At 73.8% G+C, this 17,794-nt stretch carries 17 protein-coding genes; 5 read left to right on the top strand and 12 right to left on the bottom strand.

Annotated elements, in window-relative coordinates:
• Positions 1 to 83 precede the first annotated feature (83 nt).
• Complete coding sequence (locus tag ACZ44S_RS22405; RefSeq protein WP_466931687.1) at positions 84 to 1,457, top strand: hypothetical protein; 1,374 nt, start codon at positions 84 to 86, stop codon at positions 1,455 to 1,457.
• A 46-nt stretch (positions 1,458 to 1,503) separates the two neighbouring features.
• Here ACZ44S_RS22405 and ACZ44S_RS22400 read toward each other — a convergent pair whose 3' ends face one another.
• The 3 genes from ACZ44S_RS22400 to ACZ44S_RS22390 form a co-directional block, all read right to left on the bottom strand.
• Complete coding sequence (locus ACZ44S_RS22400) at positions 1,504 to 1,863, bottom strand: cupin domain-containing protein (protein ID WP_466931685.1); 360 nt, start codon at positions 1,861 to 1,863, stop codon at positions 1,504 to 1,506.
• 147 nt (positions 1,864 to 2,010) lie between these two features.
• The gene (locus ACZ44S_RS22395; protein ID WP_466931683.1) at positions 2,011 to 2,988 is read right to left on the bottom strand and encodes a pyridoxal-phosphate dependent enzyme; all 978 of its coding nucleotides are present in this window, start codon (positions 2,986 to 2,988) and stop codon (positions 2,011 to 2,013) included.
• Complete coding sequence (locus ACZ44S_RS22390; RefSeq protein WP_466931681.1) at positions 2,985 to 3,674, bottom strand: helix-turn-helix transcriptional regulator; 690 nt, start codon at positions 3,672 to 3,674, stop codon at positions 2,985 to 2,987. Before ACZ44S_RS22390 ends, ACZ44S_RS22395 begins: the two co-directional genes overlap by 4 nt.
• A 147-nt stretch (positions 3,675 to 3,821) precedes the next feature.
• On the opposite strand from ACZ44S_RS22390, the gene ACZ44S_RS22385 reads away from it, so the two are divergent.
• On the top strand, positions 3,822 to 4,169 hold the full coding sequence (locus ACZ44S_RS22385) for a tetratricopeptide repeat protein (RefSeq protein ID WP_466931679.1): 348 nt from the start codon (positions 3,822 to 3,824) through the stop codon (positions 4,167 to 4,169).
• Between the two features lie 69 nt (positions 4,170 to 4,238).
• Here the strand turns inward: ACZ44S_RS22385 and ACZ44S_RS22380 are convergent, their stop codons facing one another.
• Positions 4,239 to 5,645: a PepSY-associated TM helix domain-containing protein gene (locus ACZ44S_RS22380; protein WP_466931677.1), complete on the bottom strand. Its 1,407-nt coding sequence runs from the start codon at positions 5,643 to 5,645 to the stop codon at positions 4,239 to 4,241.
• A gap of 124 nt (positions 5,646 to 5,769) precedes the next feature.
• On the opposite strand from ACZ44S_RS22380, the gene ACZ44S_RS22375 reads away from it, so the two are divergent.
• Positions 5,770 to 6,414, top strand: a complete 645-nt coding sequence (locus tag ACZ44S_RS22375; protein WP_466931675.1) for a peptide deformylase — start codon at positions 5,770 to 5,772, stop codon at positions 6,412 to 6,414.
• 173 nt (positions 6,415 to 6,587) lie between these two features.
• Here the strand turns inward: ACZ44S_RS22375 and ACZ44S_RS22370 are convergent, their stop codons facing one another.
• Entirely contained in the window at positions 6,588 to 8,033 is a 1,446-nt protein-coding gene (locus ACZ44S_RS22370; RefSeq protein ID WP_466931673.1) for a dihydrolipoyl dehydrogenase family protein, read from the bottom strand.
• 118 nt (positions 8,034 to 8,151) lie between these two features.
• On the opposite strand from ACZ44S_RS22370, the gene trxA reads away from it, so the two are divergent.
• Positions 8,152 to 8,547: a thioredoxin gene (trxA, locus tag ACZ44S_RS22365; RefSeq protein WP_466931671.1), complete on the top strand. Its 396-nt coding sequence runs from the start codon at positions 8,152 to 8,154 to the stop codon at positions 8,545 to 8,547.
• Positions 8,548 to 8,572: 25 nt separating this feature from the next.
• Here trxA and ACZ44S_RS22360 read toward each other — a convergent pair whose 3' ends face one another.
• The 3 genes from ACZ44S_RS22360 to ACZ44S_RS22350 all read right to left on the bottom strand — a co-directional run bounded on the left by ACZ44S_RS22360 (position 8,573) and on the right by ACZ44S_RS22350 (position 11,936).
• Positions 8,573 to 10,006, bottom strand: coding sequence for an aldehyde dehydrogenase family protein (locus tag ACZ44S_RS22360; RefSeq protein ID WP_466931669.1), 1,434 nt, complete (start codon positions 10,004 to 10,006; stop codon positions 8,573 to 8,575).
• Between the two features lie 170 nt (positions 10,007 to 10,176).
• A complete protein-coding gene (locus ACZ44S_RS22355) occupies positions 10,177 to 11,214 on the bottom strand; it encodes a LacI family DNA-binding transcriptional regulator (RefSeq protein ID WP_466931667.1) in 1,038 nt (345 codons plus the stop codon).
• Positions 11,215 to 11,273: 59 nt separating this feature from the next.
• A complete protein-coding gene (locus tag ACZ44S_RS22350) occupies positions 11,274 to 11,936 on the bottom strand; it encodes a TetR/AcrR family transcriptional regulator (protein WP_466931665.1) in 663 nt (220 codons plus the stop codon).
• 120 nt (positions 11,937 to 12,056) lie between these two features.
• On the opposite strand from ACZ44S_RS22350, the gene ACZ44S_RS22345 reads away from it, so the two are divergent.
• On the top strand, positions 12,057 to 12,620 hold the full coding sequence (locus tag ACZ44S_RS22345) for an NAD(P)H-dependent oxidoreductase (RefSeq protein WP_466931663.1): 564 nt from the start codon (positions 12,057 to 12,059) through the stop codon (positions 12,618 to 12,620).
• 118 nt (positions 12,621 to 12,738) lie between these two features.
• Here ACZ44S_RS22345 and ACZ44S_RS22340 read toward each other — a convergent pair whose 3' ends face one another.
• From ACZ44S_RS22340 to ACZ44S_RS22325, 4 genes are read right to left on the bottom strand one after another with little or no spacing between them, the layout of a single operon-like run.
• The gene (locus ACZ44S_RS22340; protein WP_466931662.1) at positions 12,739 to 13,875 is read right to left on the bottom strand and encodes an XdhC family protein; all 1,137 of its coding nucleotides are present in this window, start codon (positions 13,873 to 13,875) and stop codon (positions 12,739 to 12,741) included.
• Positions 13,868 to 16,000, bottom strand: a complete 2,133-nt coding sequence (locus ACZ44S_RS22335; RefSeq protein WP_466931660.1) for a xanthine dehydrogenase family protein molybdopterin-binding subunit — start codon at positions 15,998 to 16,000, stop codon at positions 13,868 to 13,870. Before ACZ44S_RS22335 ends, ACZ44S_RS22340 begins: the two co-directional genes overlap by 8 nt.
• A complete protein-coding gene (locus ACZ44S_RS22330) occupies positions 15,997 to 16,989 on the bottom strand; it encodes an FAD binding domain-containing protein (protein ID WP_466931658.1) in 993 nt (330 codons plus the stop codon). The genes ACZ44S_RS22335 and ACZ44S_RS22330 overlap by 4 nt, the downstream gene beginning before the upstream one ends.
• Positions 16,986 to 17,543, bottom strand: coding sequence for a (2Fe-2S)-binding protein (locus ACZ44S_RS22325; protein ID WP_466931656.1), 558 nt, complete (start codon positions 17,541 to 17,543; stop codon positions 16,986 to 16,988). Before ACZ44S_RS22325 ends, ACZ44S_RS22330 begins: the two co-directional genes overlap by 4 nt.
• Positions 17,544 to 17,794 lie beyond the last annotated feature (251 nt).

The raw sequence follows: 17,794 nt of genomic DNA, 5'->3' as shown, positions 1-17,794 counted from the left end.
TCAGGCCCGTGTCGAGGAAGATCGACGATCGGCTAACATCCCGCCATGTCCGACACCGACGGCCGCACAGCACGAGGGAACCGATGCCCGATCCACTGACCCCAGACCCTCTTGCCGCCGTCATCGCCGCAGGTGAAACCATCACCGTCCCGGAGGGGCACAAGAAGGCGCTGCAGGCGGAGCTCCGGTCCGGCGAGACCGTGCGGGCCGTGTACCACGACGGGTGGGGCGTCGCCGTGCTCACCGACCATGGGCTCATCCTGCTCGGCAGCATCCTCTCCCCCCGGGCCACCCGGGTCCCGCGGCCCCTGCACCTTCTCCGGCGGGCGTCCGGGGTCCTCGACGCCGTCGAGATCCTCGTCGACGGCAGGCCGCGCAGGCTGCACGGATCGAAGATCGACCCGAAGGGCGCACTCCTCGAGGCGGCGGGGGAACTGGTGCCGCCCGGCTCCCCGCTGCGTCCCGGGCGGGGTACACGGCTGTTCACATGGGTGCGGAGGCACCCGGTCGCGGTGACGGTGCTCGCGGCGGCGATGGTGGTGGGCGGCCTGGGTTCCGGATCCGGCTCCGGGTCCGACGGGGAGCAGCCTCTGGCCCGGGACGACAGCAAGCGGTCCGCGGCCGTCGTCGCCGACTTCACGGGGTCCGCCCTGGACACGGCGGTGTTGCGGGCCCGTGAGGACGGCTGGAGGACGGTGTCGGCCTCCTACGCCGCCTCCGGTCCGCGGTCGGTGCCGACCGACGAACCGGGCTGGCGGGTGTGCTTCCAGACGCCCTCCCCCGACCTGTCCGTGCGCCCGTCCGGCAGGACGCTCACGCTGTACGCCGTCCCCGAGCAGGAGGAGTGCCCGACGCGGCTGCTCGGCCCGCGTCGGCTGACCATGCCGGACCTCGTCGGCTCGCGGTTCGACAACGCCTCGGAGACGCTCGAGAACCTTCGCCTGGACCCCGTGTTCCCCTTCCACGCCCACACGGGAAAGCTCCTGCGCGAACAGGACCCGGCCGACTGGGCCGTGTGCCGGCAGCATCCCGAACCCGGCGTCCGGATCTCGGGGTCGGAGTCGGTCCGCCTGTGGCTCATCGGCTCCGGCGAGCCGTGCACCGAGCCCAGCCCGGACCCCGAACCGAAGCCCAAGCCGAAGCCGAAGCCCGCGCCGAAGCCGAAACCCTCGTACAACAGCACCTCGGGCGGCGGCTCGACGGGAGGTGGCACCGGCGGGAGCACCGGGGGCGGCTCCACGGGAGGGAGCACCGGCGGGGGCTCGTCGAGCGGGGGCGGCTCCGGCAGCGGTGGCACCACCGGCGGTTCGGGCTCCGGCGGTGGCGGTCAGGCCGGTGTCGGATTCGGACAGTTCTGCTCACCCGTGGGCGCGACCGCGATCACCGCCGACGGCCGTCCCGCCAAGTGCTTCATGGGCAAGGACGGTCGTGCCCGCTGGGGGTACAACTCCGGGTGACCCGGCAGCCGGCCGGACGGCTCCGGGTGACCGGGGAGCCGGCCGGCTACTCCGCCTTCGCGTAGTCCTGGGCCATGGCGCCCGCGAAGTCGTACACCACGACCTGGTCGTCGCCGACGACCCACGCGTCGTGCCCCGGCGGGCAGACGAAGACGTCACCGGGGCCGACCTCGCCCTCGCCGCCGTCGTCCATGCGAATGTGCATGCGCCCCTGGACCACGTAGCCGTTGTGGTGGATCCGGCAGCTCTCCGTCCCCGCGATGGGGCCGACGGACTCGGACCAGCGCCACCCCGGCTCGAAGGTGGCGACGGCGAAGTCCAGTCCGCTCAGGTGGACGGCCTCGAGGTGTCCCCTGGGGAAATCGCGTCGCTCGTCGGGCTTGTCCAGCGTCTTGACCTCGAACATGCCCCTTCTCCCTTCCGGTCGTCGCTCCGTACGACCGGGTCCGGTCTCCGTCTGCCCCGAACGGTACCGGCGGGGGCCGGGCCCCACTCCTTCATCGTCCGCCCGTCCCGTCGGGGCCGCCATTCGGGTGACGGCCCTGCGGGTCCGTCAGTCGTCCGCCCCGCAGAGCCGGGCGAATCGCGCGGCGTCGACGTTGCCGCCGGACAGGATGACGCCGACGCGCCCCCGGAGCGGGGCCACTCGGCCGGTGAGCAGCGCGGCGAGCGGGGTGGCCCCGCTCGGCTCCAGGACGATCTTCAGCCGCTCGAAGGCGAACCGCATCGCGTCCCGGATCTCGCCGTCGCCGACGAGCGCGATTCCGTCGAGGAGCCGCCGGTTGACCGAGAAGGTCAGTTCACCCGGGGTGTGCAGGGCCTGGCCGTCGGCGATGGTGCGCGGGACCGGGATGCTGACGCGCCGGCCCGCCTCCAGCGACCTCTTGGTGTCGTCCCCGGCTTCCGGCTCGACGCCGATCACCCGCGTGGCCGGGTGCAGGCCCTTGACCGCGGTGGCGCTCCCGGCGATCAGTCCGCCGCCGCCGACCGGCGCCAGCAGGACGCCCAGCTCCCCCGCCTCCTCCACCAGTTCCAGCGCCGCGGTGCCCTGCCCGGCCATGACGTGCGGATGCTCGTAGGGCGGGACGACGGTCAGGCCCCGCTCTGCGGCGAGTGCCTCGGCGACGGCGACCCGGTCGCCGGTGTACCGGTCGTAGGTGACGATCTCGGCGCCGTACCCTTCGGTGGCCGCCCGCTTCGACGGCGGGGCGTCCTCGGGCATGACGATGACGGCGGTGGTGCCCAGCTCCCGTGCGGCCAGGGCGACCGCCTGGGCGTGGTTGCCGGAGGAGTAGGCGGCGATGCCCCGGGACAGCTGCTCGGGCGTGAGCCGGGAGGCCGCGTTGTAGGCGCCGCGGAACTTGAACGCGCCCACGCGCTGGAAGTTCTCGCACTTGAGGTGGACCTCGGCGCCGACGAGCGCGTCCAGTGTGCGGGAGCGCAGGACGGGCGTGCGGTGGGCGACGCCCTTGAGACGCTCGGCGGCGGAGCGGACGTCGTCGAGGGTGATCGGCGGGGTGGCGGTCGTCACGCGGTGCCTCCAGCGGGGGTCGGGTCGGTGGTCGTCCTGGACTGGGAGAGGTAGCTGTAGGCGGTCGCGCGGGAGATCCCGAGCCGGCCGGCGACCTGCTCGACCGCCCGCCGTACGGCGAAGACCCCGCGGGCGTCCAGGTCACGGAAGAGCCGCAGGCGTTCCGCGCGGTCGAGTTGCGCCCAGCCGCGGTGCTGCCGCAACTGGTGGGCGTCGACGATCGCCTCGACCACGGCGTCGATGTCGTTGCCGAAGGTGGTCGTCGGCGGTTCGGCCGGTCCCGCGCCGAGGCCGGCGAGCGCGCCGAGCAGGGTGTGCGCCTGGCCGACGGCGGTGATGTCGACGTTGACGCACAGGGCGCCGAACACCGCTCCCGTGGAGTCACGGAGCACCATGGTGGAGGACTTCACGAGGGTTCCGTTCCCGGTCCGGGTGACGTAGTTCAGCTCGTCGTCCGCCTCGTCGCCGCGGGCCAGCGCCCGCATGCCGATCTCGCTCATCGCCCCGCCCACCGCGCGCCCGGTCACCGACCCGGCCACGGCGACCACCGACTGCTCGGGGCGCCGGTAGTCGTGCAGCACCGCTTCGCAGACCGGTCCGAACGTCGCCGCGATCCCGTCGACGACCGGCGCCAGCGCGGCGAGGATCGCGTCCCGCTCGGCGTCCCTGGCCGGTTCGGCTGTCATGGGCAGACCTCCCGCCTTCTCCTCCCCTCATCCTAGACCACATGTCCGGCGTCTGGACAGATCGTCCAGACGCCGGTTCGCGTGACCGGACCAGCATGGGAATAGACCACTCACCCGATCCGTTGCCGCCGCCGAAGGAGGTCACGAGTGGACACCATGTACTACGACCACGGAACGCCGGCCGAGCGCTGGGAGCGCGCCGGGATGTTCTTCGACGCCAAGGACTACACCGCCGCCGCGCGCGTCCTGGGCGCGCTGGTCGAGGAGGTGCCGGAGCAGACCGGACCGCGGCTGCTGCTGGCGCGCGCCTACTACCACTCGGCCCAGCTGCGCCGGGCGGAGGCGGAGTTGAAGGTCATCGTGGAGCGCGACCCGGTGGAGCACTACGCCCGGCTGATGCTGGGGCGCACCCTCCAGCGGCAGGGACGTGACGACGAGGCCCAGCCGCATCTGCGTATCGCCGCGGCGCTGGGCGGCGAGTTCGACGACGCCTAGGCCGTCGGCGGGCTCGTGCCGTGCCCGGTCCCCCCTCGGGGAGCCGGGCACCGGCACGAGCGGCCCGCGTCAGGACACCGCGCTGCCGCCTCCGTACGTCCGCCGCCCCCGCCGGTGGGCAGCCTCCCCGAGGACGATGTCGACGACGAGGAACGCGGCCAGGGGGATGCCGAGCAGCGGCACGAAGTAGCCCAGTACGGCGACCAGCGCCAGCAGCGGGACCAGCACGTACGGCGGCACCTGCTGCCAGGCGCCCCGCGGGACCGGCCGGCCGAAGGCGGAGCCGCGGCCCCGCTGCCACCACATGCGGTACCCCCACAGGATGAGCAGGATCAGGGCGAGGGCGAGCACCATCAGAGCGATCTGGTTCGCCAGGCCGAAGAGGCTGCCGGTGTGCAGATCGATGCCCCAGCGGGTGAGCTTCGCGAGCACCGGGTAGTCGTCGAACCGCAGGACGTCGGTCACCTGTCCCGTCGCGGGATCGACGGCGACCGAGTCCTGCTTCTCGGGCCAGCTGCGCTGGATCTGCCGCACCACGTACGCGGACTTCGCGTCGGCCGGCGGGACGATCTCCACCGGGTTGCCCAGCCCTTCGGCCCGCGCCGCCGCGAGGGCCCGGTCCAGGCCGGCCCCGGACGCCGCGTCACCGGTCGCACCGCCGGCCGCGCCGTGCCTCGCGTGTTCGCCGGCCGCCGCCGACACCGACGGGGTCTCCTGGCCGAGGGAGGCGCGCAGTTCGCCGATGTTCGCGCCTGCGTAGGTGGACCAGGTCAGACCGGTCGCCGAAAGGAACACGAAGCCGGCCGCGGCCCAGACGCCCACACTGCCGTGCAGGCCCAGTGTGCGGCGCCGCCCGCCGGTGCCGCGTACCTTGCGCAGCGCGCGGCGCCGGGAGAACCAGAGGACCAGTCCGCCGCACGCGATCACCCACAGCCAGCTGGCCGCCAGCTCGCTGTAGAGACGGCCCGGTTCACCGAGGTGCAGATCGCGGTGGAACTCGTCGATCCAGGTGCGCAGGGGCAGTGCTCCCGAGGAGCCGTACTGTTCCAGCTCGCCGCGCACCTCGGCGGTGTAGGGGTCGACGAACACGGCCAGGGTGTGGTCGGGGTCCACGCCAGGTATGCCGGAGAGCATCACTCTGGTGGTGGCGCCCGCCTCGGGTGAGGGGCGTACGGCGGTGATCGTGCCGTCGGGCCGGGCCTCGCGGGCGGCGGCGACCTGTTCCGAGACGGGCAGTTCGCGGTCGCCGACGGGGACGGTCAGCTCGTGGCCGTAGACGATCTTCTCGGCCTGGAAGGAGGCGGCGTACAGCAGGCCGGTGAGGGCGGCGACGAGGAGGAACGGCGCCACCAGCACGCCCGCGTAGAAGTGCAGGCGCAGGACGAGGGGGCGCAGGGCGGCCCATGCGCTCTTCGCGGGTGCGGGGGCAGGGGGTTGCGGGGCCTCGTCCGTGGTGGTCGAGGGAGCGGTGGTCATCGGTGGGGTTCTCCCGGGAACATGGGCGGACATGGTGGTGCAGTAGTCGGGGCGACGGGGCGTGGGGTTCCCGGACGGGGTGTGTGACCTGTGGCACACGCCCTGGGCGTGCGATCCTGACAGGATGGAAATTCCGGACGATCGCGCGCCCTTGGCCGAGCGGGTCGAGCAACTGCTCGCCGTGGGAGGGCCGTTGCCCATTGTCTCGGCCGGCGATCCGGTGCTGCGCGGGGGCACCGAGCCGTACGACGGCCAGTTGGGGTCCGCTCTGCTGGCCCGGTTCGTCGCGGCCCTGCGGGTCACCATGCACGCTGCGCCGGGTGTCGGGCTGGCCGCGCCGCAGGTCGGAGTGGGGCTGCGGATCGCGGTGATCGAGGATCCGGCGCCCGTTCCACCTGAGGTGCGCGTGGCGCGCGGGCGGGTGCCGCAGCCGTTCCGGGTGCTGGTCAACCCCGTCTACGAACCGGCCGGTACCGGGCGGGCGGCGTTCTTCGAGGGGTGTCTGAGCGTGCCGGGGTATCAGGCGGTGGTGGCGCGTGCCGCCGAGGTGCGCCTGACCGGGCAGGACGAGCACGGGCGGGCGCTGGACGAGGTGTTCACCGGCTGGCCCGCCCGCATCGTGCAGCACGAGACGGACCATCTCGACGGCACGCTGTACCTCGACCGCGCCGAGCCGCGCTCACTGTCGTCCAACGCAGCCGTGGCGGAGCGCTGGTCGCAGCCGACGCCGGACGGGGCGGCCCGGCACCTGGGCTTCGAGCTGCCGTGAGCGGCCACTGACGGACCCCGTGGGTGGCTCCCGCACGCCACCCCTGCCCCGGCCCGGAGGGCCGAGAAGGCCACGCCCCGGACGCGCCACCCCGAGCGAGCGCCGCCCCGCGCTCGAGAACCGTTCGCGCCCGCCGTCCCTTCCCGGCCCGGGAGGGCTGCCGCCTCTGCGGCTCAGGCGTCCCGGTACGCCTCCAGCAGGCGCAGCCACACCTCGCTGATCGTCGGGTACGACGGGACCGCGTGCCACAGCCGGCCGATGGGGACCTGGGCGGTCACCGCGATGGTCGCCGCGTGGATGAGCTCCCCGACGCCGGGGCCGACGAGGGTGAGGCCGCGCAGGATCTCCTCCTCGAGGTCGACGACCATGCGGGCACGGCCCTTGTAGCCGTCGCCGTAGAGGCCTGCGCCCGAGACCGAGGACAGGTCGACGTCGACGGCGCGGACGCGGTGGCCGGCCTGCTCCGCCTCGGCCAGGGAGAGGCCGACGGCGGCCGCCTCCGGGTCGCTGAAGACGACCTGGGGGACGGCGGCGTGGTCGGCGGTGGCGGCGTGCGCGCCCCACTCCTCGGCGCGTACGGACTCGCCTGCGGCCCGGGTGACGATGGCGGCGCCGGCGATCCGGGCCTGGTACTTGCCCTGGTGGGTGAGGAGTGCCCGGTGGTTGACGTCACCGACGCCGTACAGCCAGTCGTGGCCCGTGACCCGCAGGCTGTCGTCGACGGAGAGCCATGAGCCGGGCTCCAGGCCGATCGTGTCCAGGCCGATGTCGTCGGTGCGCGGTGCGCGGCCGGTGGCGAAGAGGATCTCGTCGGCCTCGATCCGGTCACCGCCGTCGGTGACGACGAGGACGGTGCCGTTCTCCCTGGTCACCGACTTCACCGAGGTGCCGGTGCGGATGTCGGCGCCGGCCTCGGCGAGGCCCTCGGCGACCATCTCGCCGGCGAACGGCTCCATGCGGTTGAGCAGGCTCCTGCCGCGCACCAGGACAGTGACCCGCGAGCCGAGCGCCTGCCAGGCGCAGGCCATCTCGGTGGCGACGACGCCCCCGCCGACCACGACCAGCCTCCCGGGCGCGGACTGCGCGCTCGTGGCCTCCCGGCTGGTCCACGGCCTCACCTCGGCGAGCCCCGGCAGGTCGGGCAGCTTCGCGCGGCTGCCGGTGCAGACGGCGACGGCGTGCCGGGCGGTGAGGACTCGACGGCCGCCGTCGGGGCCGGTGACGGTGACGGTACGCGGGCCGGTGATCCGTCCGTGTCCCCGGTGGAAGTCGGCGCCGGTGCCCTCCAGCCACTGGACCTGACCGCCGTCCTTCCAGTCGGAGGTGAAGTAGTTGCGGCGGGCGAGCACGGCGTCGGTGTCCAGGGGGCCCCGGACCGACTGGCTCAGTCCGGGCAGGCGACGGGCGTCGGCCTGGGCGAGCACCGGCCGCAGCAGGGCCTTGCTGGGCATGCACGCCCAGTAGGAGCACTCGCCGCCGGCCAGTTCGCTCTCCACGACCGCGGTGGTGAGCCCGGCGGCGCGGGTGCGGTCGGCGACGTTCTCGCCCACGGGCCCGGCTCCGAGCACCACGACGTCGTAGGCGGTTGCTTCCAGTTGCGTCGATTGCGTTTCCGTCATGGCGTCAGTCTGGTGGGTGGTGTGCCCCCTGACCACATGGGTAGGGGCGCGGAATACGTGACCGGCCGGCCGTGTTGTGCCGACGGCTCGCCCCGACACCAGGAAGAGGGAATCACCCATGAGCAGCACCGTGGAGCTCACCAAGGAGAACTTCGACCAGATGGTCACGGACAACGAGTTCGTGCTGATCGACTTCTGGGCGGCCTGGTGCGGCCCCTGCCGTCAGTTCGCACCGGTGTACGAGAAGGCGGCGGAGGAGAACCCGGACCTGGTGTTCGGCAAGGTGGACACCGAGGCGCAGCCGGAACTGGCCGCGGCCTTCGGGATCCAGTCGATTCCCACGCTGATGATCGTGCGCGATCAGGTCGCCGTGTTCGCCCAGCCGGGTGCCCTGCCCGAGGCCGCGCTGACGGATGTCATCGGGCAGGCCCGGAAGCTGGACATGGACGAGGTCCGCAAGCAGATCGCCGAGCAGCAGGCACAGCAGGGGCAGGCGTCGGCCGCGGGCGAGTGAGCGCCTTCGCGCGGCCGGCGCGCCGCTAGAACGGGTACCGGGCGACGGCGCCGCGCACCGTCGTCCACCGCAGGTCGGTGAAGGCCTCCAGGTTGGCGTCCCCGCCGAAGCGGGAGCCGGTGCCGGACGCGGCCACCCCGCCGAAGGGGGCGACGGCCTCGTCGTTGACGGTCTGGTCGTTGATGTGGACGATGCCGGTCGGAATGCGGTCGGCGAGGTACAGACCGCGGGCCGGGTCCGCGGTGACGATGCCCAGGGAGAGTCCGTAGGGGCTGGCGGTGGCGAGCGCGACCGCCTCGTCGGCGTTCGCGAAGGACCGTACCGGGGCAACGGGCCCGAAGACCTCCTCCGTGTAGGCGGGGGTGAGGTCGTCCGCGTCGGCGAGGACCGTGGGCCGGTAGAAGAGCCGGTCGTGGGTGCCGCCGGCGGCGAGCTTCGCGCCTCCCGCCGTGCTGGCCTCGACCAGTCCATGGACCTTGCCGAGCTGACCGCGGTCGATGAGCGGGCCCAGATGGACCTCCTCGCGGTACGGGTCGCCGACGGTGAGGGAGTCGGCCCTGGCGGCCAGCCCCTCGACGTACTCGTCGTACAGCGACGCGTGGACCAGGTGCCGTCCGGCGGTCATGCAGATCTGGCCCTGGTGGAAGAACGATCCCCAGGCGGCCGTGGAGATCACCGCGTCGAGGTCGGCGTCCTCGAGCACGATGAGCGCCGAGTTCCCGCCCAGTTCCAGATGGGCCCGCTTCAGATGGCGGCCGGCGGCCTCTCCGACCGCCCGGCCGGCGCCGGTGGAGCCGGTGAAGGAGATGACGGGGATGTGCGGGTCCGCGACCAGGGCCTGACCGGTCTCCGGCCCCCCGGGCAGCACATGCAGCAGCCCTTCGGGCAACCCCGCCTCGGCGAACACCGCGGCGAGCGCCAGTCCGCCGCAGACGGCGGTGCGCGGGTCGGGCTTGAGGACGACCGCGTTGCCGAGCGCCAGGGCCGGCGCGACGGAGCGGATCGAGAGGATCAGCGGCGCGTTGAACGGGGCGATGACACCCACCACGCCCACCGGTACGCGCCGGGTGTAGGACAGCCGCGGTTCCTCGGTGGGCAGCACCTGTCCGGCGGGGCGGGAGGCGAGGGCGGCGGCCTCGTAGCACTCCTGGGCGGCCACATGGAGTTCGAAGTCGGCCTTGCCGGGGATGTTGCCGCCCTCGCGGATCAGCCACTCCCGCAGTTCGGTGTGGCCGGCGAACAGGTCGCCGGCCTTGCGGAGCACCGCCGCGCGGACGAAGTGCGGTGCTGCGGCCCATCCGGTCCGGGCCGCGCGGGCGGCCTCGGCGGCGGTCTCGACGTCCTCGGCGGTGGCGAGGGTGACGGTGCCGAGGGTGTCACCGGTGGCCGGCTCGGTGACGGGGTGCTCGGGTCCCGTGAGCGGGCGGGACGGCCGGGGCGTGGGGTCGAGCAACGTCATGGCGGCTCTCCGATCGGTCACCGGCACGCCGGAGCGGCGTGGGTGCGGTCGTCCTTCGCGTACCCATGCGGTTGAGCGCGCAACATCCTAGCCCCGGGAGGGCCTGGCGGCGGAGGGGTCGCGCCCCTTTCCTGCCCGGGCCCGGTACCCGTCGGCCGCCTCCCACGGTGTCAGCTGGACTCGCGTCGCACCACCGACGCCCCGAGCACCTTGTGGGCCTCGGGCGCGGCCGCCGGGTCGCGCACCGCGCGGTCGACCAGTTCGGCCAGTTCCCGGCCGGAGGGCAGTTCGAGGTGGACGGTGCTCAGCCGGGGCCGCAGCAGCCGGCCCAGCATCAGGTTGTCCGCGCCGACGACGGCGACCTCCTCGGGGATGCGGATGCCCTCGTCCTTCAGCGCGCGCATGAGCAGCATCGCGTACTCGTCGTTGTACGTGAACACGGCGTCGAGGCCCAGTTCGCGCCAGCGGGCGGCGAGCCGGGCGGCGGCGCCCTCGTCGTGCGCCAGCGGCAGCTCGGTGACCGTGGCGTCGGTGCCGTCCACGGCGGCGCGCACGCCGTCCAGCCGGGGCGCGGAGAACGTCTCCAGGCCGGGCTCGCGCGGGACGACCACGCCGATCCGGCGGCGGCCGCGGTCGAAGAGGTGGGCGCCGGCGCTGTGGCCGACGACGTCGTGGTCCATGAGCAGGGCGTGCGCGCCCTCGACGGCATCGGGGCCGAGGGTGACGACGGCCCGCGCCCCGGAGCGTTTGAGCACCTCCACCCCGCGCGGGCCGAGTCCGGAGCCGGGGACCAGGACGGCGACGGGCCGCAGCTCCGCCCAGGAGCGGGCGGCCTCGTCGTCGTGCAGGCCGACGGTGCCGTACTGCACGACCGTGTAGTCGAGGCGGCCGAGGGCGCTCTGGAGGTCGTTGATGAACTGGCTGTACAGCGGGCCGACGGGGAAGGCCGGCGCGGGCATCAGGACCATACGGCTGTGCCCGGCGCGCAGGCTGCGGGCCGCGGCGTGCGGCACGTACCCGAGTTCCCGCGCGGCTTCGCGGACCCGGCGCCGGGTGGGTTCGCTGATCCGGACGGCGCCGGCGTTGTTCAGGACGTAGGAGACGGTCGCGCGCGAGACTCCGGCCAGGCGGGCCACATCGGCGCTCGTGGGTACGGAGCGCGTCGGTGCGGGGGACGCGGGCGCGGGCGGGTTGGGTATCTGCACCATGACGTACCGCATCCTTGCAGAAGCCGTAACGGGCGCGGCGGCCGGGTGAGTTGAGACGGTCAGCCGGGACTCGCGGAGCACGTCACCCGGTCGACGAGGTCCACCCACGCGGCTTCCAGCCGCTCCAGGGGCATGCCGCACTGCCGGATCAGATGGTGGATGAGGGCGGGGTCGAGCTGCGCCATCAGCGTGTGGGCCAGCAGGGCGCAGTCCGCGCCCGGGACCGCCTCGCGCAGCAGCAGGTTGACGTGGTGGCGCCGCACCCGGCGGGGTGCGTTGGTGAAACGGCGTCCGGGTTCCGGCTCGGCGGCCAGCTGCAGTTCCAGTTCCTCGGCGGTCCGCCGGAGTGTGGCGAGTCCGAACGCCCGGAGCCGCTCGACCGCGGGCGCGCCCGGGCCGAGCGGTGGGGGCCCGCTGAGGAAGGCCGCCTGGAACTTCTTCTCGGAGTGGTCGAGGAGCGCCGTGAGCAGTCCGGTGCGGTCGCCGAAGCGGCGGAAGACCGTCCCCTTTCCCACGCGGGCTGCTGCCGCCACCTCCTCCATGGTGATGCCCTCGGCCCCGCGCTCGGCGACCAGCCGGGCGGCCGCCTCCAGCAGCCTGGCGCGGTTGCGGGCGGCGTCGGCACGCAGGCAGGGCTCGTCGGCGTCGGTGCCGAGCTGAAGCAACTCCAGCGGCTCGACGGGCTCCTGTGGCGTCGGGGCGGGCGGCGGCGCGGCGGACATGAAGTCAGCGTAAAGCATGGGGAAGAAACTGGACCGCGGTCCGGTTAAAGTGCTACAACAACGAAGCGGACCACGGTCCGGATTTTGTCGAGGCCAACTCAGCCCCCTGGAGTTTTCGTCATGTCTGTTCGCATCCTCGCTCTCGTCGGCAGCCTTCGCGCGGGCTCGCACAACCGTCAGCTCGCCGAGGCCGCGGTCAAGCTCGCTCCCTCGGGCGCCGACGTGGCGCTCTACGAGGGGCTGGCCGAGATCCCGTTCTACAACGAGGACATCGACGTGGAGGGCGGCGTCCCGGCCGCCGCCGCCAAGCTGCGCGAGGCCGCCGCGGGCGCCGACGCGCTGCTGCTCTTCACCCCCGAGTACAACGGGACGATCCCGGCCGTCCTGAAGAACGCCATCGACTGGCTGTCCCGCCCGTACGGTGCCGGCGCCATCAGCGGCAAGCCGGTCGTCGTCGTCGGCACCGCCTTCGGCCAGTACGGCGGCGTCTGGGCGCAGGACGAGGCGCGCAAGGCCGTGGGCATCGCCGGCGGCAAGGTGATCGAGGACATCAAGCTGTCCATCCCCGGCTCCGTGACCCGCTTCGCCGAGACGCACCCGGCGGACGACAGCGAGGTCGTCGAGCAGCTGACCGAGGTCGTCACCCGCCTGCACACCCTCGCCACGGAGCCGACGGCTGCCTGACGACGCCCCTGTGTGCCGGCCCCTCCGGCCCTGAGGAGCGGGGTCCGGGGCGGAGCCCCGGGTCGGGACGGGAAGGGGCGGCGGGGGCGACATCCCCGGCCCCCGCCACCCCATCGGCTCACGCAGCCGCCGGAGCCGGCCGCCCGTCCCGGTGGATCGGCGTGGCCGAGCCCGTCAGCGGGGCGCCCGTCCCCCCGCGCCGGGAGGCGACGATCTCCGCCGCGATGGACAGGGCCGTCTCCTCCGGGGTACGGGCACCGAGATCGAGCCCGATCGGGGAGCGCAGCCGGGCCAGGTCCCGCTCACCCACGCCGGCCTCCCGCAGACGGCGCTCCCGGTCGGCGTGGGTGCGCCGGGAACCCATCGCCCCGACGAACGCCACCGGCATCGCCAGCGCGGCCCGGAGCAGCGGAACGTCGAACTTCGCGTCGTGGGTGAGCACGCACAGCACCGTGCGCGTGTCCGTCCTGGTGCTCCGCAGATAGCGGTGCGGCCAGTCGACGACGACGTCGTCCGCCTCCGGGAAGCGGCCGCGGGTGGCGAAGACCGGCCGCGCGTCGCACACCGTGACGTGGTAGCCGAGGAACTTCCCCGCTCGCACCAGCGCCGCCGCGAAGTCGATCGCGCCGAAGACGATCATGCGGGGCGGCGGCACCGACGTCTCGACCAACAGCGTCACCCCGCCGGGGCAGTACGCCCCGTCCTCCCCGACCGCGACCGTGCCCGTGCGGCCCGCGTCCAGCAGGGCCCCGGCCTCGGCCGCCGCCGTGCGGTCCAGCTCCACGGGCCCGCCCAGCCCGCCCTGGTACGACCCGTCCAGCCGTACGAGGAGCGCCGCGCCGAGACGTTCCGCCGGGCCCTCGACGACCCGGACCAGGGCCCCCGGCCCGCCTCCGGCCGCGACGGACAGCGCCGCCTCCAGCACCTCCCTGACGGGTGACCGCGCCAGGACCGGGGTGATCATGATGTCGATGACACCGCCGCAGGTCAGGCCCACGGCGAAGGCGTCCTCGTCGCTGTAGCCGAAGCGTTCGACGCGGGTTTCGCCGTCCGCGACCGCCTGTGCGCACAGGTCGTACACCGCGCCCTCCACGCAGCCGCCGGAGACCGAGCCGATCACCGTGCCGTCGCTGTCGACGGCGAGGGCGGCGCCGGGACCCCGCGGTGCGCTGCCGCTCACGGACACCACCGTGGCCACGGCGAACTCCCGGCCCGCGGCCAGCCAGCCGCGCAGCTCACCCGCGATGTCAAACACGCGGTCCTCCCGCCTCCAGCACCCGGTCCGGGCGGATGGGAAGGCTCCGGTGGCGTACGCCGGTCGCGTGCCAGACCGCGTTGGCGACGGCCGCCGCCGCGCCCACGATGCCGACCTCGCCGATGCCCTTGATCCCTACGGGGTCGTCGGGGTCCGGGTCGTCCACCCAGTCCGCCTCGACCGCCGGTACGTCGGCGTGGCTCGCCACGTGGTATCCGGCCAGGTCGGCGCCGTAGAGACCGCCCGAGGCCCGGTCGCGCACCGCCTCCTCGTGCAGGGCCATCGAGATGCCCCAGGTCATTCCCCCGACGAGCTGGTTGCGCGCGGTCAGCGGGTTGACGATCCGGCCCGCGGCGAAGATGCCGAGCATCCGGCGCACGCGTACCTCGCCCGTGGTGACGTCCACGGCGACCTCGGCGAACTGCGCCCCGAAGGAGTGCCGTTCCTTCTGGGCGAGGGCGGCGAGGGCGGCGGTGGTGTCGGAGCGGACGGTGATGCCCTCCGGCGGAACGGTGCCGCCGGGGACGAGCCGCTCCCTCAGTTCCCCGGCGGCGGCCGTGACCGCCCAGGCCCAGGAACGGGTGCCCATGGAGCCGCCCGCGATCATCGCCGGACCGAAGTCGCTGTCGCCGATGCGCATCCGGACCCGCTCCACCGGCACCCGCAGCGCGTCCGCGGCGACCAGGGTGAGCGCCGTACGGGCCCCGGTGCCGATGTCGGCGGCCGAGATCCGCACGGTGAAGGTGCCGTCCGGCTCCGCCGTCACCGCCGCCGTGGACGGCATGGCGCCCGCGGGGAAGGAGGCCGCGGCCGTGCCCGTGCCCAGCAGCCAGCGTCCCTCACGGCGCACACCGGGCCGCGGATCGCGGTCCGCCCAGCCGAAGCGGCGGGCGCCCTCGCGGAAGCAGGCGGCGAGATTGCGGCTGCTGAACGGCAGCCCGGAGACCGGGCCCCGGTCCGGCTCGTTGCGCAGCCGCAGTTCTACCGGGTCGATCCCGCACTTCTCGGCCAGTTCGTCGAGCGCCGCCTCCACAGCGAAGGACCCCGGGGCCTCGCCGGGCGCGCGCATCCAGGTCGGGGACGGGACGTCCAGTCGTACGACCCTGTTCTCCGTGCGGTGGGCGTCGGCGTCGTACATGATCCGCGCCACGCCCGCGCTCGGCTCGACGAACTCCCAGACCGTCGACGTCTGGTTGAGCGAGCGGTGGTCCAGGGCGCGCAGCCGGCCGTCGGGACCGGCGCCGAGCCGGATCCGCTGGGTGGTGGGGCTGCGGTAGCCGGTGAGCGAGAACATCTGACGGCGGGTCAGTACGACGCGCACCGGCCGCTGCAGGACCGTGGCGGCCATCACCGCGGACACCTGGTGGGCGCGCAGTCCCTTGCTGCCGAAGCCGCCGCCGACGTGCTCGGAGCGCACCCGCACGGCGGAGGCGTCCAGCGAGAACATCCGTGCCAGCTCGTCGACGACCCAGGTGGTGCCCTGGTTGGAGTCGACGACCTCGAGTCGCCCGCCGTCCCACCGGGCCGTCGCCGCGTGCGGCTCCATCATGCCGTGGTGCTCTTCGGGTGTGGTGTACTCCTCGTCCACCACATGGGCGGAGGCGGCGAGTTCGGCTTCGAGGTCGCCCTTCTCCGTGAGGGCGGGCATGTGTCCGTCCGCCGGGTAGGCGTCCGGGTGGCCGGCGGAGAACGCGATGTCGTGCGGCTCCCGCTCATAGGTGACCACAAGCGCCTCGGCGGCCTCCCGGGCCTGCTCGGAGGTCTCGGCGACGACGAGGGCGACGGGCCAGCCGGCGTGCGGGACACGGTCGTTCTGGAAGACCGCGGCCGTCAGGTCCGGCCGCACGCCCAGCATGCCGACGTAATCGGTGTGCAGCCGGGGGGCGTTGCCATGGTGCAGGACGGCCAGCACGCCCGGCATGTCCAGGACGGGCCCGGTCTCGACGGAGCGCACGCGGCCGCGGGCGACGGTGGAGAGCACGAGCCAGCCGTGGGCGAGGTCGGCGAAGGGGATCTCACCGGCGTAGCGGGCGGCGCCGGTGACCTTGTCGCGGCCCTCGACGCGGGTGTGCGCGGTGCCGACGGCGCGCGTCGGAGCCGCGGCGCCGGTCGTGGCGGTGGTCATCGGGCGGCCTCCTCGGTCAGTTCGGAGAGCACGGCCACCACGAGGTTGCGCATGAGGGTCACCTTGTATCCGTTGTCGGGCAGCGGCCTGGCGGCCGCGAGTTCGGCGTCGGCGGCGGCGGCGAAGTACTCCGCGGTGGCGGGGGCGCCGGTCAGGACGCGTTCGGCGGTGCGGGCCCGCCAGGGCCGGGAGGCGACCGCGCCGAAGGCGAGCCGGGCCTCGCGGACGACGCCGCCCGAGACGTCGAGGGCGGCGGCGACCGAGCCGATCGCGAAGGCGTACGAGGCCCGTTCGCGGACCTTGCGGTAGCGGGAGCGGGCGGCGACGCGCGCCGGCGGCAGGGTGACGCCGGTGATGAGCGCGCCGGGCGGCAGGGCGGTCTCGCGGTGCGGGGTGTCCCCGACGGGCAGATAGAGGTCGGCCAGCGGCAACTCGCCGGTGCCGTCGGCGGTTTCGTACGAGACGACCGCGTCGAAGGCGGTGAGGGCCACGCCCATGTCGGAGGGGTGGACGGCCACGCAGTGCTCGGAGGCGCCGAGGACGGCGTGGTTGTGGTGCTCGCCCTCGACGGCGGGGCAGCCGCTGCCGGGTGAACGCTTGTTGCAGGGCTTGCTGACGTCGGTGAAGTAGCCGCAGCGCGTGCGCTGGAGGAGGTTGCCGCCGACGGTGGCCATGTTGCGCAGCTGCCCGGAGGCGCCCGCGAGCACGGCCTGGGCGAGCGCCGGGTAGCGGTTGCGGATCCCGGGGTGTGCGGCGAGGTCGCTGTTGGTGACGGTGGCGCCGATGCGCAGTCCGCCGTCGTCGGCCGGTTCGATCCGGTCCAGCGGGAGGGTGCGGACGTCGACGAGCCGGGCGGGGCGCTCCACACCGGACTTCATCAGGTCGACGAGGTTGGTGCCGCCGCCGAGGTAGCGGGCGTCGGGGTCGTCGCCGAGCAGGGCCACCGCGCCGGACACGTCGTCGGCGCGCCGGTAGTCGAACTCCCTCATGCGGCTGCCTCCTCGGTCTCGGTGCGGGTCTCGGCGGCGGCGCGGGCGACGGCCTGGACGATCTGCACGTAGGCGCCGCAGCGGCACAGGTTGCCGCTCATGCGTTCCCTGATCTCCTCGGGTGTCAGAGCCGGCGGTCCCGCTTCCGGCCGTACGTCCCCGGTGACGGCGCTGGGCCAGCCCGCGGCGTGCTCCTCGATGACGGCGACGGCGGAACATATCTGGCCGGGGGTGCAGTAGCCGCACTGGAAGCCGTCCAGGTCGAGGAAGGCCTGCTGCACGGGGTGCAGTCGGTCCCCCTCGGCGAGACCCTCCACGGTGGTGATCTCGCGTGCGTCGGACGCGACGGCCAGTTGCAGGCAGGACCCAGTGCGGCGGCCGTCGACCAGAACGGTGCAGGCACCGCACTGCCCGTGGTCGCAGCCCTTCTTGGTGCCGGTCAGGTCCAGCCGCTCGCGCAGCGCGTCGAGCAGGGTGGTGCGATGGTCGACGGACAGCGTGTGCTTCTCGCCGTTGATGTTCAAGGTGACGGTGCTGGACGTCGAGGTGGCCATGAGCAGCCTTCTTTCAGGGATCTGGAAGGCGGACGGGTCGGTGACGTGGGGTGGGGGCGGGCTGTACGGAACGGGGGGCGTCCGGGACCATGCGGGAGGGCGGAGGAGCCGGGAACGCCGGTCGTTCGGGGCATGCCGCGGCCGTCCGTGTCCGCCGATACGATGGAGCCGAAGCGGACAGCTGTCCGTTACCCCCGAAAACGTAGTGGACAGCTGTCCGGTTAGCAAGGACGGGTTTCGGCCACGACCCG

The organism is Streptomyces malachitofuscus (genome assembly GCF_055571035.1).
This window is presented reverse-complemented; position numbering and strand designations above follow the sequence as displayed.

Excerpts from the sequence above, each read along its gene's own strand:
- ACZ44S_RS22360 (WP_466931669.1), bottom strand. The coding sequence starts at position 10,006 with ATGACGTTGCTCGACCCCACGCCCCGGCCGTCCCGCCCGCTCACGGGA.
- ACZ44S_RS22405 (WP_466931687.1), top strand. The coding sequence starts at position 84 with ATGCCCGATCCACTGACCCCAGACCCTCTTGCCGCCGTCATCGCCGCA.
- ACZ44S_RS22400 (WP_466931685.1), bottom strand. The coding sequence starts at position 1,863 with ATGTTCGAGGTCAAGACGCTGGACAAGCCCGACGAGCGACGCGATTTC.
- ACZ44S_RS22370 (WP_466931673.1), bottom strand. The coding sequence starts at position 8,033 with ATGACGGAAACGCAATCGACGCAACTGGAAGCAACCGCCTACGACGTC.
- trxA (WP_466931671.1), top strand. The coding sequence starts at position 8,152 with ATGAGCAGCACCGTGGAGCTCACCAAGGAGAACTTCGACCAGATGGTC.
- ACZ44S_RS22380 (WP_466931677.1), bottom strand. The coding sequence starts at position 5,645 with ATGACCACCGCTCCCTCGACCACCACGGACGAGGCCCCGCAACCCCCT.
- ACZ44S_RS22345 (WP_466931663.1), top strand. The coding sequence starts at position 12,057 with ATGTCTGTTCGCATCCTCGCTCTCGTCGGCAGCCTTCGCGCGGGCTCG.
- ACZ44S_RS22335 (WP_466931660.1), bottom strand. The coding sequence starts at position 16,000 with ATGACCACCGCCACGACCGGCGCCGCGGCTCCGACGCGCGCCGTCGGC.
- ACZ44S_RS22330 (WP_466931658.1), bottom strand. The coding sequence starts at position 16,989 with ATGAGGGAGTTCGACTACCGGCGCGCCGACGACGTGTCCGGCGCGGTG.
- ACZ44S_RS22375 (WP_466931675.1), top strand. The coding sequence starts at position 5,770 with ATGGAAATTCCGGACGATCGCGCGCCCTTGGCCGAGCGGGTCGAGCAA.
- ACZ44S_RS22355 (WP_466931667.1), bottom strand. The coding sequence starts at position 11,214 with ATGGTGCAGATACCCAACCCGCCCGCGCCCGCGTCCCCCGCACCGACG.
- ACZ44S_RS22390 (WP_466931681.1), bottom strand. The coding sequence starts at position 3,674 with ATGACAGCCGAACCGGCCAGGGACGCCGAGCGGGACGCGATCCTCGCC.
- ACZ44S_RS22325 (WP_466931656.1), bottom strand. The coding sequence starts at position 17,543 with ATGGCCACCTCGACGTCCAGCACCGTCACCTTGAACATCAACGGCGAG.
- ACZ44S_RS22350 (WP_466931665.1), bottom strand. The coding sequence starts at position 11,936 with ATGTCCGCCGCGCCGCCGCCCGCCCCGACGCCACAGGAGCCCGTCGAG.